14 protein-coding genes are annotated in these 16,002 nt (G+C 30.8%); 4 read left to right on the forward strand and 10 right to left on the reverse strand.

The genetic code is table 11. The features are described from left to right. Positions 1-82: 82 nt before the first annotated feature. Both GCL60_RS15670 and GCL60_RS15675 read right to left on the reverse strand, forming a co-directional pair. The gene (locus GCL60_RS15670) at positions 83-580 is read right to left on the reverse strand and encodes a YajQ family cyclic di-GMP-binding protein (RefSeq protein WP_153421620.1); all 498 of its coding nucleotides are present in this window, start codon (positions 578-580) and stop codon (positions 83-85) included. Between the two features lie 32 nt (positions 581-612). Then, positions 613-888 (reverse strand): thiamine-binding protein, encoded by a 276-nt coding sequence (locus tag GCL60_RS15675; protein ID WP_419964833.1) that lies wholly within the window; start codon positions 886-888, stop codon positions 613-615. Between the two features lie 86 nt (positions 889-974). On the opposite strand from GCL60_RS15675, the gene GCL60_RS15680 reads away from it, so the two are divergent. Further along, the gene (locus GCL60_RS15680; RefSeq protein WP_153421621.1) at positions 975-1,283 is read left to right on the forward strand and encodes a DUF4286 family protein; all 309 of its coding nucleotides are present in this window, start codon (positions 975-977) and stop codon (positions 1,281-1,283) included. On the opposite strand, the gene GCL60_RS15685 is transcribed toward GCL60_RS15680, so the two are convergent. The 6 genes from GCL60_RS15685 to GCL60_RS15710 form a co-directional block, all read right to left on the reverse strand. Then, the gene (locus tag GCL60_RS15685) at positions 1,275-1,610 is read right to left on the reverse strand and encodes a Rieske (2Fe-2S) protein (RefSeq protein ID WP_153421622.1); all 336 of its coding nucleotides are present in this window, start codon (positions 1,608-1,610) and stop codon (positions 1,275-1,277) included. The genes GCL60_RS15680 and GCL60_RS15685 overlap by 9 nt on opposite strands. Positions 1,611-1,633: 23 nt before the next feature. Further along, positions 1,634-2,926: a SufB/SufD family protein gene (locus GCL60_RS15690; RefSeq protein ID WP_153421623.1), complete on the reverse strand. Its 1,293-nt coding sequence runs from the start codon at positions 2,924-2,926 to the stop codon at positions 1,634-1,636. Positions 2,927-2,931: 5 nt separating this feature from the next. Continuing rightward, positions 2,932-4,386, reverse strand: a complete 1,455-nt coding sequence (gene sufB, locus GCL60_RS15695; RefSeq protein ID WP_153421624.1) for a Fe-S cluster assembly protein SufB — start codon at positions 4,384-4,386, stop codon at positions 2,932-2,934. 30 nt (positions 4,387-4,416) lie between these two features. Next, on the reverse strand, positions 4,417-5,166 hold the full coding sequence (gene sufC, locus GCL60_RS15700; protein ID WP_153421625.1) for a Fe-S cluster assembly ATPase SufC: 750 nt from the start codon (positions 5,164-5,166) through the stop codon (positions 4,417-4,419). A 33-nt stretch (positions 5,167-5,199) separates the two neighbouring features. After that, the gene (gene sufU, locus GCL60_RS15705; RefSeq protein ID WP_153421626.1) at positions 5,200-5,769 is read right to left on the reverse strand and encodes a Fe-S cluster assembly sulfur transfer protein SufU; all 570 of its coding nucleotides are present in this window, start codon (positions 5,767-5,769) and stop codon (positions 5,200-5,202) included. 125 nt (positions 5,770-5,894) lie between these two features. Beyond that, positions 5,895-7,148 carry an aminotransferase class V-fold PLP-dependent enzyme gene (locus tag GCL60_RS15710; protein ID WP_161998248.1) on the reverse strand — a complete coding sequence of 418 codons (1,254 nt, stop codon included), beginning with the start codon at positions 7,146-7,148 and terminating at the stop codon, positions 5,895-5,897. 152 nt (positions 7,149-7,300) lie between these two features. Between GCL60_RS15710 and GCL60_RS15715 the strand changes: the two genes are divergently transcribed. Further along, a complete protein-coding gene (locus GCL60_RS15715) occupies positions 7,301-10,165 on the forward strand; it encodes an AarF/UbiB family protein (RefSeq protein WP_153421628.1) in 2,865 nt (954 codons plus the stop codon). Positions 10,166-10,169: 4 nt separating this feature from the next. On the opposite strand, the gene GCL60_RS15720 is transcribed toward GCL60_RS15715, so the two are convergent. Together GCL60_RS15720 and GCL60_RS15725 are read right to left on the reverse strand one after the other, a co-directional pair. Then, positions 10,170-11,564, reverse strand: a complete 1,395-nt coding sequence (locus GCL60_RS15720) for a metallophosphoesterase family protein (protein WP_153421629.1) — start codon at positions 11,562-11,564, stop codon at positions 10,170-10,172. Positions 11,565-11,708: 144 nt separating this feature from the next. Next, a complete protein-coding gene (locus GCL60_RS15725) occupies positions 11,709-12,482 on the reverse strand; it encodes an exodeoxyribonuclease III (RefSeq protein ID WP_202614049.1) in 774 nt (257 codons plus the stop codon). Between the two features lie 120 nt (positions 12,483-12,602). Here GCL60_RS15725 and GCL60_RS15730 point away from each other — a divergent pair, with 120 nt between their 5' ends. Both GCL60_RS15730 and GCL60_RS15735 read left to right on the forward strand, forming a co-directional pair. Further along, entirely contained in the window at positions 12,603-13,805 is a 1,203-nt protein-coding gene (locus GCL60_RS15730; RefSeq protein WP_153421630.1) for a cation:dicarboxylate symporter family transporter, read from the forward strand. Between the two features lie 320 nt (positions 13,806-14,125). Beyond that, positions 14,126-15,946 carry a hypothetical protein gene (locus GCL60_RS15735; RefSeq protein WP_153421631.1) on the forward strand — a complete coding sequence of 607 codons (1,821 nt, stop codon included), beginning with the start codon at positions 14,126-14,128 and terminating at the stop codon, positions 15,944-15,946. Positions 15,947-16,002: the final 56 nt, after the last annotated feature.

The raw sequence follows: 16,002 nt of genomic DNA on the forward strand, positions 1-16,002 counted from the left end.
TATAAATATAAAGGAAGTTTATTAAATTTGAATTGTTTTATAAATATTATATTTCATTATCAATATTTTATTATAAAATGAATTAACTTTTCATATTCACAAATTGCATAGGAATTTTTAATTCTTGTTGTTTTTCTTTTAATAGAGATATCACACTTTGAAGATCATCAATTTTTTTTCCTGTAACACGAATTTGTTTATCTTGAATTTGTGTATCTACTTTAATCTTAGAATCTTTGATCGTTTTTGTTATTTTTTTTGCTACGTCTGTTTCAAGACCTTGTTTCACTTTTATATTTTGACTCATCATCATACCACCTATGGGTTTAATTTTATCAATATCTAAGGAAACAAGATCTATTCCTCTTTTTAATAATTTTGAGTTAACAATATCTGCCATTGCAATAACGTGTGTTTCAGAATCGGCAGTTAATTTCATTTCTACTTTTTGTTTATCTAAAACGAGTTCGTATTTTTTTCCTTTAAAATCATATCGAGAAGCAATCTCTTTTTGCGCTTGATTTACGGCGTTATCTATTTCTTGAATACTAACTTCAGACACAATATCAAAACTTGGCATTATTAAGGCTCCTTTATTTATTTAATCTTTAATTAACGGTACTTTTCTATTTTTTCAGAAATAGAAACACCTGTTGGTCGATAGTGTATTTTAATATATGTCATCACTTCAAGTGCCCCATTTTGAATACAGGCATCTTGTGCTTGTTTTATAAGCTCAAGCAATTGATCTTGAGTGCCTTCTAAAGTCGTCTCCATAGGTCCGACCTCATATTTAATGCCTGACTTTTGAACAACTTCAATTGCCTTGTCAACAATTTCATAGCTATTTAAGCCATCCGGAACTTTAGGAATGACTTGGAATGCCATACTAATTGTAGGATTTGTTTTTTGAATCATGATAGTATCCCAAACGTTTAGTTGATAATTATACCACTTCAAATCGGAGATTAATCATGATTTTATATGAAGTCACGTGTATTTTAAAAGAAAAAAAAATTGAAGAAGATTTTGTAAAATATATGACCACAAAACATGTTAAAGAAGTATTTGATACAGGCTGTTTTTTCAATGCCTCTTTTATAAAAACTGAGAATCCCCTTATTTATAGATCAAGTTATTTTGTTAAAAATAAAGAACTTCTTGATAATTATGTTTCAAATTTTGCGCCAAAGCTAAGGCAAGATGTCATAAATAAATTTTCTGAAGGGGCAATTGAATTTCAAAGGACGGTTTGTGAGGTTTTATTTCACGATTCAATCTAATTGCACATAAACGAATTTTTCTGCATTTTCTATTTTAATTTCCGTTTTATATACATTTAATGGGATACAAGCAGGTGGAGCTTTAACAGCTCCATTCTCCGAAATGGAAAAAACAGCTTTATGAAAGGGACATGTGATTTCCGCTTTTTCTGGATTCCACTTTCCTTTTTCTAAAGGTTTATCTGCATGATTACAATTATTATCAAATGCCCAAACCTTTTCAGTTTGGAAATCTAATACAAATAAAATATCAATATCATCAATATTAAATTTAATTGGTTTTTCTTTTGATAAATTGCTTAATAAACAGACTTTAAAAAAAGACATCTTTCAAAATACCTTCCGTTACATTAAATATCTTGTGGTAATTTTGAAAGAGCAACATCTAAAGAGTTTTCAGCTAACACAGAAATTAAACTCTCCGATTCTAAATTATTTAGAGATTCTGCTGCAAAACTTTTTACAATAAGTTTACGAGCTTCTTGCAAAGAAAAACCTCTTGTTGACATATAATAAAGTTGCTTAGAGTCTAATTCACCAGTAGCACTTCCGTGTTTGCAAATGACATCATTTGGTAAAATTTCAAGCCGAGGAGAAGCATCAACTCTCGCATTTTTACTTAATAAAAGATTTTTATTATTTTGAAATGCAAAAGTTTTAGGTGCATTTTTCTCAATTTTCACAAGTCCTTGAAATATGCTTTTTGCTCTTCCTGATAAAATCATTTTTAAATTTAGATTGGAATTCCCGTTTGGTACTTTATGATGTTGAATAGGTTCATAATCAAACTTGCCCGTTGTTGCAATTACAGCAACACCAGACTTTGCTTGTGACCTTTCACCTTCAAAGACAATATTTGAAGTTACCCTTGCGTTACCTTGAGGAAACATAATTTGGGCATCATTAAATTTTGCATTTTCAAAAAGTTTTACAACTCGCTCTAATAAAGAAACAGAGCTTTTATTTTCTTGATTTGAATGATGGATCCATAATTGATTTAATTTTGCATTTTCTTGTAAAATAATGGAGTGTCTATGAATAAAAAAGGATGCGCCACCTTCAATTAAAGTAAAATCAGCTTGACTAGATTTTGATAAAACTATTTTTAAAGAAGAATATGTTTGAGAAAAATTTGGAGATAATTGATTTGAAACAATAACAAACGGAGTTTCAGATCCCTTTGATTCTATTTTAACTACTATTTCATGAGGAGAGCTCGATTTTAGACGACTTGCTAAAGCAAAACCAATATCACTATTTGGAGCAATGGATTCCACTTCAAAAGGACTAGAAGAAAATTCTATAATTGATTTAATATTTTTGGACATATAAATATCAGCACAGCCATGACCAATATCTATATAGACAATTCTTTCCATTTCATTTTCTAAAGCACTTACAGCAGAATCACCCAATATACTTTTTAGTGAATTTAGCTTTTCAATAAGTTGATCAGAATTTCTGTAGGAAACTTTCCAAGGTAAAAATTTATTTCTACCTGCCTCAATAGCGCTGTTACCTTGAAAATTTAATACTTCATTTTGAGGTAAGAAAAAGTTTTCTGGATTTGTTTTTCTCCAGCTTTCTTCAGGATATGTTGGACATAAAGCTAATTTTTGAGAATCTAGATTGTCAATTGTCATGAGATTTAGCCAACTCCTTCAAATTCAATTTCAATAAGTCTATTTAATTCTACCGCATATTCCATAGGTAATTCTTTAACAAATTCTTCAATAAATCCATTTACAACCATTAAAGTTGCTTGTCTTTCTGAAAAACCGCGACTTGTTAAATAGTAAATTTGATCATCACTAATACGACTCACACTCGCTTCATGACCTACTTCCGTACCTACTTGTTCTTCAATTTCCATTGTTGGATATGTGATTGAAGATGAAATTTCATCCATTAATAGGGCATCACATTGTACTTTACTTTTACAACCGGTCATTCCTTTTGGAATTTTTACAAGACCACGATAAGTTGTACAACCACCATCTTTTGAAATAGATTTAGAAGTAATTACACTTGTTGTATTAGGAGCGGCATGAATAATTTTAGCACCGGCATCTTGATGCATTCCATTGCCACCAAAAGCAACAGAAAGAATTTCACCTCGTGCTCTTGGACCCATTAAGTAAACAGCAGGATATTTCATTGTTAATTTAGAACCAATGTTACCATCTACCCATTCCACAACCGCATCTTCATATGCGTATGCTCTTTTTGTTACTAAATTAAATATATTTTTAGACCAATTTTGAATTGTTGTATAACGAATTTTCGCACCTTTCATTGCAATAAGCTCTACAACAGCTGAATGCAATGAATCACTACGATAAACGGGAGCCGTACAACCTTCAATGTAATGCACAGAAGATCCTTCATCTGCAATGATGAGAGTTCTTTCAAATTGCCCCATATTTTCGGTATTAATTCTAAAATAGGCCTGTAAAGGAATTTCAACATGAACTTCTTTTGGCACATAAATAAAACTTCCACCACTCCACACTGCTGTATTTAAAGCTGCAAATTTATTATCATGAGATGGAATTACAGTTCCAAAATACTTTTGGATAATTTCTGGATGCTCACGAAGTCCTGTGTCCATATCAAAAAAGAGCACGCCTTTGTCTTCGAGTTGTTTTTGCATACTATGGTAAACAACTTCCGATTCAAATTGAGCAGACACCCCAGCTAAAAATTTTCTTTCTGCTTCAGGAATACCAAGCCTATCAAAGGTATCTTTTATTTCAGAAGGAACATCATCCCAATTTGTTCCAACCCGTTCCGTTGGACGCACAAAATAGTGAATATTTGTAAAATCAATTTCATTTAGGGCTTTCGTATCACCCCAAGTTGGCATTGGTTTTTCGTTAAATATATCGAGTGCATTTAAACGAATATCAAGCATCCATTTTGGTTCACGTTTGAAATTAGATATTTCTGTTACGATTTCTTTTGTTAAGCCTGCTGCTGATTTTGCGCCTTTAAATATATAATTTTCTTTTACATGAAATCCGTATTTATAGTCATCCAAGATATCGACTTGTGACGGATCGAAATCTTCTTGATTGGATGAATTATTATTTTTCTTTTGCATGAGAATCTCCTCTAATGACTCACAATTTTGTTAAGTCTTTGAAGATGGATTGATGCGAATATGCTCATAGCCATTTCGCTCAAGTTCGTCTACTAAGGACATATCACCAGATTGATTTATTTTTCCATCAAGTACTACATGAACTTTATCGGGTTTGATAAAACTTAATAAACGTTGGTAATGTGTTACGATAATAAAACTTGTTTTTGTTTCTTTAGCAATGTGATTTATACTTTCGGCAACAATTTTTTGTGCATCGACGTCGACACCAGAGTCAATTTCATCTAGAATTGCTACTTTAGGTTCTATCAACATAAGTTGTAGCATTTCAAAACGCTTCATTTCGCCACCTGAAAAACCGTCATTTAAATATCTTTGCAGTGCGGATCTTTCAATATTTAACATTTCCAATTTATTTTTTAATACTTTTCTAAATTCGGAAACACTCAATTGTTTTTCATGACGAATATTATATAAATTTCGCAAATATTCAGAGATTTTTAAGCCAGGAACGGATACGGGATATTGAAAGGCAAGAAACATTCCTTTTTTTGCCCGTTCCGTTGTATCTAGTTGAGTGATGTCTTCACCGTCTAAAATAATATTTCCTGAAGTGATTTGATATGTTTTTGCGCCCATTAATGCATGAGCTAAAGTTGATTTCCCAACTCCATTTGGACCCATAATAACATGAACTTCTCCTTTAGGAATTTCAAGACTAATTCCTTTAAGAATCTCTTTTTCACCTACAGATGCTTTTAAGCTTTTAATGGTTAACATTTAGAACCTTCTCCTAAAGAACAAATATCTAATTTAAGTTTCAGTAGTTACAATTTTTAATTTTCGTTGGCTATTTTGTGATTTAACACAATTTTCTTCTTTATCACAGCCTAATTTTGGCATTCCTTTTTCATCAAAATTATCATTTAAGAGAAGATTTAATGTTTTCCATGGTAAAGCTGCGCATTTTACTCTAACGGGAAATTTACTTACTCCGTTTAAAGCTTCAATATCTTCTTCTAGGTCATCTGTATTTATTGATAATTTTCCAGTATAAATATTTTCAGCATGATGAATTGTTTTTTGTGCTTCTTCTAAAGTAACATTTTGTAAAGAATCACACATGATGCTTGCACTTGCTTGGCTAATGGAACAGCCCGTTCCATCAAATCCAATAGAAAGCAATGGACATTGATTGTCCTTCATTTTAATTTCACAAAATACGGTAATAGCATCACCACAAAGAGGATTTTTTCCCTCTTGGCAATAACGGCATGAAAAATTTTTAGATTTAAAGCGAGGTCGTTTCGAGTGGTCAACAATAACCTCTTGATACAAAGAACTTAACTCAATTGATTGTGATGTCTTAAGGTTTTCTGTCATGACCTGAACTCCAAATGCTCAAAACTTGTGCGCAATAAAACGCTTTATTAAGAAATACCACCAGAAAATCGTAAGATCGACATTTGGGACGGTAAATCAACATAATATAAAAATCTATGATGAAACTACACTTTTTTTGAAGCATTTTTTATAGCTTCGAGAGCGATTTCGACATCGTCTCTGTCGGAATAGGCAGCAAAACTGCATCTAATAAGCGCGTCTACCCCTAAAATACGAATTAAAGGCCAAGCGCAATGATGCCCTGCCCGCATTGCAATATTTTCAGAGTCTAAAATTGTAGCCATATCATGAGCATGGATTTTTTTATGGCGAAAAGAAATAATTGTCTCTTGACCACTTTCAGGGCTAAATACCTCAATATCATTAATGTTTTTAAGACCATCTAAGAAAATTTTAGCTAATTCACTGGAATGATTATGAATATTTTTACGGCCTTTTTTTTCTACCCAATCAATGGCGGCACCAAGACCGCAAACCTCTGTAATGGGAGGAGTTCCTGCTTCAAATTTAGCAGGGCCAGATATCCATTGACTTTCTTCAAGGGTGACATCGGAAATCATGCCACCACCAAAAGTAGAAGGAGGAAGCTTTTCGATAAGCTCTTCACTCATTGCCAAAACACCAATTCCGGAAGGGCCATATAATTTATGAGGACTAAATGCGATTGCATCGGCTCCTAAAGAAAATAAATATTCTTCATGGGTAGACATACTTTGTGCGCAGTCTAAAATTACGAGGGAACCTACTTTTTTAGCCATAGCAATAATTTCTTCAATTGGATTTATTTGTCCAATCACATTTCCAACATAGGCTAAAGAAACAATTTTAGTATTTTTAGTTATTAATTTTTCAGCTTCAGATAAATTTAGCGTTAATTGATTTCCCTTTTTTCCAAGCATTGAAATATAAGCTAACTCACAGTCTTTTCGAAGAGCTGCTTGCTGCCAAGGAATTAAATTTGCATGATGTTCAATTGCAGGAATCACTATTCGACTATTTTCATTTAAATAAACATCAGAAATACCATAGGCTAAAATATTTAAAGCTTCTGTAGTTCCTCTTGTAAATACAACTTGATTTGCATTTATTTTAGGATCAATAAATTTTGCTACTTTATGACGCGTATCTTCATACATTTGTGAAGATCGAATTGAAACACCATAAGCACCTCTGTGGACAGATCCGTAATCATTTTCTAAATGATTTACCATGGCCTGTATGACGTGTTTGGGTTTTTGTGCAGAAACAGCGGAATCAAGATAAACAAAGGGCTTTGTTTGTCCGTTGACTGATTTTTCGTTATTTTTAAAAATCGGGAATTCATCACGAATTTTAGAACCGAGATTATTTGCTTTCATTTTATTACCTTCCTTGGGGGCCGGGTGAAAAATCCGCCTCCAATATTTATCTGACATAGGGGTCGCAAAATGCTGAGAGCATGTCAACAATTCTTATAAGGGGATGATACCCGTAAACGAAGGTATTGATCTCTATTTGAGGAAATACGTAGATGCAATTTGGGAAAAATAAAAAGAAAAAAACACATATAGAAAATAAAAAGAATAGCTATAAAGAAAGTCTAGAAAAAGTTGCTTCTCTCGACTACCGTTGGGTTGTGCCTCTTACTATTAAAATAAAACAAAAATCATTCGTTATATCTAAATTTTTTTCTTATGTATTTGCAGAAATTGCGGTTTCTCCTCTTTCGGGAACAAAAACGACCATTGGCCGCTTTAGCCTAATTAAAGGAATTACAAAAGCCCTATTTCCTCAAAGTGATTCTTTACTTACTCAAATAGAAAAGTCAATAAAAGCACTTCAAGAAAACATTGGAGAAATCTCTAGTGAAATTTTAACAGACACTGAAGTAACACAAGAATTACTTTCTCCTTTTATAGAAATGGTATGCACAACTATTGAAAAAAATCCACAGCTCATTGCTTTATTTGGCCAACCACAAATTCTAGCAGCCGCTTTTGGCCCTCTTGGAGAAAGAATTGCTGGTTTTGTTGATTTAATTCCAGCTCTATCTAATCATGCCGCTGAAAAATTTCCAGATCTTAAAGAAACTTTTTTTAATTCTTTATTTCAACTTTCAAAAGAAGAAAGAAAAGATATTTATTTATTAGCAGAAGAAATATTAAGTGTTGTTTATAAAGAAAAAGTGTTACCTTTATTAAATAAAACTTTATCAAGTGACCCCAGAGGAAAAGTTCTTGCTCCTATTTTAAGTGGAGCTATTGAAGCCATACCAGGGGAAAGTTGTATAAATGCTGTATTATCTATTGCGTGTACTCCTCATAATGAATTTTCAAATGGCAGAGTAATTGCCATTGCAATTCAAGAGATGGGTGGTCTTTATGTTAAAATTTCTCAAGTTATTTCTGAGCTTTGTCCACCAAGTTTAGCAAGAGAGTTAAGAACAACACAAGATGATGCGGGAGGTATATTTCCAAGTATAGAAAAGTCATGGGAGTATTTAATTGAAACTTTAAATCAACCAGAATATCTTGATTGGAAACCTTATTTAATTATCCCCCCAAAACCTGTTCGTCATTTTGCGAGTGCAAGTGTGGGTGCATTATATAATTTTCAATTAAGTGAACTTGGAAAAGAAAAATATAATGTAGATAATGTTTTAATAAAATTGCAAAGACCAAACTTAAAAGAATTATTTGCATCTCAATGTGAGCATATTTTAAAATTAACAGATGAAGCAAATAAAGCTATTTTAATAGATAATAGCTTAACTAAAGATGTTGCTTCTGAGTTACTTGGTTTAGTTTCAACTTTAAGGAGATCTGTTTTAAATTATCATAAACAGAGCCAAGAAGAACTTAACTTTACTTTAGAAGAGCAAAATGCAGATAAAGTAAGAACAGCTTTAGATAACAACGATATTATTAAAGTACCAAGATTTTTTCTTTCAAGCCAAAATCTTGTTTTTATGGAAAAAATGCCTGGAATAAAAGTAACTAAAATTATTCAAGCTAAGTATTTAGAAAGAAGAGAAATAGCAGATAATATTGCACAAGCTTATATAGAACTTGTCTTTTCTAAAGGTGTTGTTTGGGCTGATCCACACCCTGGAAATATTTTATATGACGACCTATTAAACCAAATTTCTATGATCGATCTCAACCCCTGTTTTGTTTGGGATATAAAAACAAGGCAAGAATTTAAACATTTAATTTATAGATTATTACTTAGAGATGCTGATGGTGTTTATAAAACTTTATATCATTTAGTAGAACGACCAGAAACATTACATTCAAATACTATTATAGAAGACTTAACTAAATTTTTAAATTTATCTTTAGGAAGTACAAGTTTAACAAGATTTGTTGGTGAATTTATAAAAACGCTAAGCGAAAACCAAATTGATCTTAAAGTGCAAGTTCAAGCAGCATTGAGAGGATTAAGTCAAATTGCATTAACAACTTCATCCATTTCAGTGCGAAATAATTTTGGATCTATTTTACGAAATCAATTTACCTTAAAAGAACTTATTGGTACTGTGTGGGATGTTGGTGTAATAAGAGTTTCGCGTGTTATCTTATCTACTTTATTTGAATTTACAAGGCAAATGCCTGAATATGATATTGGCCCTGTTTTAGACGAAAGAGATATAAATACTCTCGCATTTAAAGTAAAAGAATTATCTAAAGCGAATGTATGCAATATCTATTTTCGTAGAGTTTCACCTGAAGATCATCCAAATTTAAAAATGAGTCAAGATGGCCAAATATTATTAATTACAAGCGATCTGTATATTGAAATTTTAGATAAGGTAAGACCCGCTACCGTTCGTTACGTTATTGAAACCCCTACGAAAAAATGGCTAAAAGAAAGACAAGAGTTTGTTAAGTTAGCAAGTATTGCCAGAAGCTTTTGCACAATTGAATGTCTTGAACAATTGCGCAGAAACTCGCTTGATGATTATTGGAGAATAGTAGAATCATGGAGTAAAGTTTCTTATTTAAGAACAGTTGAGGAAACCCAACTCATTGGGGAAGTTCAAATTGCGGCAAGAAAGTTATATTCATTGCGTTTTGCAAATATATGGGAATCCTCTTTAGCAGGATTACCTTTAAGTTCAAGAATAATATGGCGCTTTTTGATGCGTGTTGAATCTTGGAAAGAAAGCTCGAAACAAAGTTACCTGTTTTCACAAAAAAAGAAGTTTGGCGATGTGCTTTTAGCAAACCTTGCTTATAGCAGTTTTTTTAGAATAAAAACGTTATTATTAGAAGCTATTTTGTGGAGTTTAAGAAGATATATTAATAGGCTTAAGTTTACAATGCACTTACTTCCAATGCCAACTCAAGAGCTTGTTCATTTAATTTTATATGGCTTAAGTAGAAATAATAATTAAAATGTTATTTTAATGGATTAATACAATCTTGATAATCTATTACATCTATATTATCTGCGGAACCGCAAACATAATATTTCCATTTGTTTTTCAAACGAGAAATATCTGCGTTTAAATTAAAATTTTTCAAATATTTTTCATCAATCTCATCGGGATCTTTATTCCACTTTCCTATTAAACTTTGCATTCCAATAAACAAATTTGGACTCTCATAAGTTTCATTAAAATTATAAGCTTCTTTCCATGTTTTATAACTAGGATCAAAATAAAATGAAATTGCATTACTTAAATTATTACCTTCATCAATCGTAAAAATTTTATATCCTGAATTATTGTAATGTGCAGGACTGATTGACGGTACATAAGAGGCAAATAAGCCCAAATCATTATTTATAATTTGAAAAGAATCATTATGAGTATGAGATACTAAAATACCAGATATTGATAAAAAATTATTACTCAAAATTTTCATATAAGGTTTTTCTGCAAATTTTGGATTAGAATTCCAAAAAGTAACGGGGTCACCTCCTTTTATCATAGAGTTAAAAGAGGAATAAACATCAACTCCACATGGTATATGAGAAATAAGGATAAATTTTTGATCTTTTGCATTATTAAATTGATCATTTAACCAATCTAGTTGTTGCTGAGCAATTTCTTTAATATCTGCTTTGTCTTTGCTTATGGCATTTCTTGAAAAAGAATTTGTATTTAATGCTATAATACTTAGCTTTTTTATTTGAGATTGTGCTACATAATAACCGCCATTTAAAAAAGTATTAGAACTTTTTATTTGTGAAGAATATGTAGTCCAAATATTTTTTAAATCAGAATAAAATTTTGTCGTTTTCGGATTATCAACATTATAATTATCAATATAAGAATCATTGTTTCCAATTACAGGATATATTTCAATATTGCTCGGAATAGAGCCCCTAATTTCCGAAGTTAAATATTGAAACGTTTTCTTAACAAAATTTTGCGCTCCTATTAAACTAGAGTCATTTGTATATATTTTATAGTTTTCTATATATTGATGAGCCAAAAAATCACCTAATATAACTGCAAAAATTAAATTTGTATTTTTTGAAGCTTGATTTAATTCTGTTAGTAATGATTGAAACAAAGGAAAATTTGTATTTTGACCATAAGAAGGAAAAGTATTATTTTTATAGTATTTTTTAAAAATTGAGTTCCATTTATTACTATCCGATTTATTTAACTCATTAATTAATTGGATACAGTTTTTTTGATTAGACTTATCATAACAAAGATCAAAAGGATTGAAATGAATGTCACTTATCGCAATAAAGTTTGCAATACTTTTATTTGCATAAATTTTTAAAGGAAAAAGAAAATGAATGAAAAATCCAAATATAACCAAATTCCTTTTGAACATATTCTTCCTTTCAATATTAATTTTAAATAACTTTTATCTAAGTAACCATGTAACGTTAGGGAGTTATCATAACCCCTAAAAACTTTCCAGTTTTATAGAAAATAAATAAGTAAAATCTAAAAAATAGATAATTGAAATGATAAATTATTGAATCTCAATAGAAATAGGGCAATGATCAGATCCCAAAACATCTTTATGTATTTTTGAAGAAACTATTTTTTGTATTAGATCTTCACTAATAAATTGAGAATCAATTCTCCAGCCTATGTTTTTTTCACGAACCCCGGGGCGATTGCTCCACCAAGTATAATGCCCCCCATTTTTTTCGAAAATACGAAAGGCGTCTAAATACCCCTCATTTAAAAATTGAGTTAACCAGTTTCTTTCTTCAGGTAAAAATCCAGGATTTTTTTGATTTTGTTTTGGATTTGCTAAATCAATTTCTTTATGAGCAATATTAATATCACCACTCATAACTATTGAAATATTTTCTTTTTTCAATTCATTTAATTTATTTTGAAGATTATGACAAAAAGACAATTTATAATCGAGTCTTTTGCCTTCAGGCTGGCTATTTGGAAAATAAGCGTTACCGTAAAAAATATTATTGTAAAATAGACCAATAAATCGTCCTTCTCTATCAAAATCCATATTGCCGAGACCAAAAAGGATATCTTCTTTTTTTAAGGGTAACCTCGTATAAATGGAGACCCCGCTATACCCCTTTTTTTCTGCTGGATGCCAAAAACTTTTATACCCAAATGGTTCAATTTGCTCTTGTAATAGTTGTTCAGGCAAAGCCCTTACCTCTTGTAGAAAAACAATATCCGCATCTACATTTTTTAACCAATCAAAAAAGCCTGCTTTTGCTGAAGCTCGAATCCCATTTATATTCCAAGAATAAACCTTAATACTCATGATTTGTTGACTCCAAATTATCATTTCGCTAAACACCACAAGTGGTAATAGCAGATGGATGAAAAGAATACCTGTAAAGGTTTTCTAGTTATAGAGCAAAATCTAGATTAAGGTTACAAAATGTTAAAGAATATCCCCAGGTTAATGAACAGTATCATATTTAAATTATTAGTTACCCTTCTCTTGGGGTTCTTTTTTGGACACCTTTTACCTACCTCTATCCAATCTATTTTATATGCGATTAGTCTTTCTCTCAAAGAAACCCTCATTTTTCTTTTACCAGTAATCATTTTTAGCTGTATTTTTTCCTGTTTACTTTCGTTTAAATCTGACGTTTTTAAATTCATCATTATCCTCTTAGTATGCATTGCATTATCTGGATATATATCAACATTTATCAGCTATAACGTCTCAAAATTCGCTTTATCAGGATTTAATGACATTCAAGAAGCTCAAGGAACAATTACAAGCAGCCTTACACCCTATTGGGAGTTCAAATTTCCAACCCTAATTTCTAATAATTTCGCCTTATTTTCTGGCTTTATAGCAGGACTTATTTTCTCTAAATTTAGAAATAATCATGTGGAAGTATTTGCAGATAAAATGCGAACACTTGTCACTTTATTTTTAAATAAAGTTTTTGTTCCTGTTCTCCCGTTATTTGCTTTAGGATTTGTCATTAAACTAGAGAGCGATGGCATTTTATCCATCATTATTCGCTCTTATTTTCCTCTAGTTGTAGCGATTATCCTTACTGAAGTCCTTTATATTTCATTATTATATTTTATTGGCGCTGGATTTAACCCAAAGAAATTTTTATATTTTGCTAAAAATGTATTACCTGCAGGTATGATGGGATTTAGCACAATGTCCAGCATGGCCGCTTTACCATTAACCATTCGCGCGGCAGAAAAAAATACAGGTCAAATCGATCTTTCTCGTACCATTGCTCCTGCAACAGTAAATGTCCATTTAGTTGGAGATAGTATTGCAGTACCTATGATAGCTCTTGCTATTATGACTACTTTTGGTCTTGCTTTTCCTGATTTAAGCACATTCATGATTTTTGCTAGTTACTTTGTCATAGCAAAATTTGCTGTTGCTGGAATCCCTGGGGGTGGCATTGTCGTGATGATCCCTATTCTTGAAAAATATTTAGGCTTTTCTCCCGAAATGTCTGGTTTAATTACAGCGATTTACATTCTTTTAGACCCTTTAAATACGACAGCAAACGTACTAGGAAATGGTGCATTTGCTATATTAACTACAAAAATATTTAAGAAAAAAAGCAAAGTTTCCACCCCAGTTACTGAAACTCCTTAAAAATTACTTTTATAATTCAAAATAACAAATAAATTTCTTTATTATTTTGAATTATTTCATCAATATAAAAATTAACCTTTTCCAATCCAAATTAAACAATTCTTACAAAATCATTAAAATCTTTTCAAACCCAAAATCATTATTTATCTCCCAAAATATTTATGTTAATTTTAAAATCTAGTTATAAGTTTTATGTATTTTCAAAATACAACAACATTAAAATATTTTATTTATACTTTTGAAACACCATTTATTATTTATTTTAAAATAAAATAATAAGGACTCAAATATATAATTTTCTATTTATTTTTGGGGGCAACATGAAAATTTATTTTCCTATTCGTTATTCAATGGCATACATTTTAGCTGGTAGCATTTTAATTTCATCCTGTAATAGGGGATCAAATGATTCAAACTCTCAAAGTCCTAACAGCGGTAATTCGAATGTAAATCCAAGTTCTGCAACAAATTCTGCTCAAAAAAAAGTAGAAGATATTATTCAAAAAGTATCGCCTTCAATAGATTCTTTTCTGGGCAAAGGTTACAACTCTTTACTTTCTATGAATACTCAAGGAGCTTGTTTAGGTAATGTAACAGCAAAGTTTATTCCTAAATTAGAAAATACAACTACATTTGATAAGATCGATTCTTTTGAAAGTCTTTATAACTCTTTTAATATTGGAACATCATTTTTTGGTGGTCTAAGCTTTTTATCCATTCCCTTAATAAGTGCTAATGCTGGTTTTAATTATTTAAATTCATTCCAATTTAATCATTATACAAGCAATATGGTAATGACTGTAAAAAGACAGGTAGGTACAAGACAAATTGATTTTGCTTACAAAGACGTTCCTTACTACACAATAAATCCTGAATATGAAAATATTTCTACAAATCAATTTGCTCTTCTTTGTGGAGATAGTGTTATTGTAGAACAAAAAGCAGAATCTAGTATTTATGTTGCTTTAAAATTTTCGTTTGCCAATTCAGATTCTAAAAAATCTTTTGATATGGGTTTTGGTGGGAAATTCTCCTTGCCAATCCCTGCGGGAGCCATTCCAACTGGAGTTTCTGTACCACTTGGATTTAGCGCTATGTTTAGTAATGTTGATTCAAAGACAAAACAAAATACAACCGTTACTATTTTAGCAAGACAAGTTGGTGGTGATGATAATAAATTACCTGAAGCATTAAAAAATGGACAATCCTGTAATTTATCTAATACGGAAGCTTGTAGCGAATTATTTAAAACAGTAAATGATTACGTATCTACAAATTATCCTAGTCAATTTAGCGATAAAGATATAGAAAATCTTGAAAAAAATCCTGAAAAATCAAAATATATTCTTTCAACAAGTCAAACAACTCAATATAGCTTGTTGCCAATAAGAAACAAAGAAAAATTTGTTCAACAAGATATTGCGAATAAATTAAATGAAAACATTGATATTAAGAATCAAATAAAAAACAAAATAAGTAAACAAATTAATGATTTTTATTATATGCTTAATTTAAAAAATAGCGACTCCTATAAAAATGCTTTACTTGCAAGCAGTGAAAAAAGTATTATTGATGAAAACTTCACATTAATTGACAACACATTTACAAAAATAGGTTCTATAGTAAATGTTTGTTATGATGATATTAATAAATGCCTAAATGAGATTAATAATATATTTACACCTAATTCAATGTACAAACCGATTGATGATACCGTAAGAAAAGTTCTTGTAGATGGAAAAATTGTCGGTCGATCAATTAAAACAAATACATCTAGTGGAACCGATGCCTTTCTTACACCAAGAGAATTAGAAAAATATGATACGATTTATATAAAAGTAATTTCTCAAGATGGAAATGTCTTAAATCTAAAAACCGATCCAAATACAAAAGCGGAAGAGTCCTATTTAGCAAAAGTAATTTGTGGAGCAAATGGCAGAAGCCAAACAAGTGGAAACATCACTCTATATGAAAAATCTCTTATAAAATTCAAAGCAGACGATTTTGTATGGGCTGCTGGTAAAAGTCATAATGATTTTGCTGATTCAAAAATTTGCTGGGTTGACAGTCCTGCTTTAACAAAATTTACAAAACCTGTAGCTATTGAAGTTTGGGGTTTAAATACTTTTGGCGGAATTTAATTTGACCACTTTATTTTATCTCTTTTTTTAATAAAATAATTTTACAACAAAAATTC

This window comes from Silvanigrella paludirubra (assembly GCF_009208775.1).
Taxonomy (GTDB): Bacteria; Bdellovibrionota_B; Oligoflexia; order Silvanigrellales; family Silvanigrellaceae; genus Silvanigrella; species Silvanigrella paludirubra.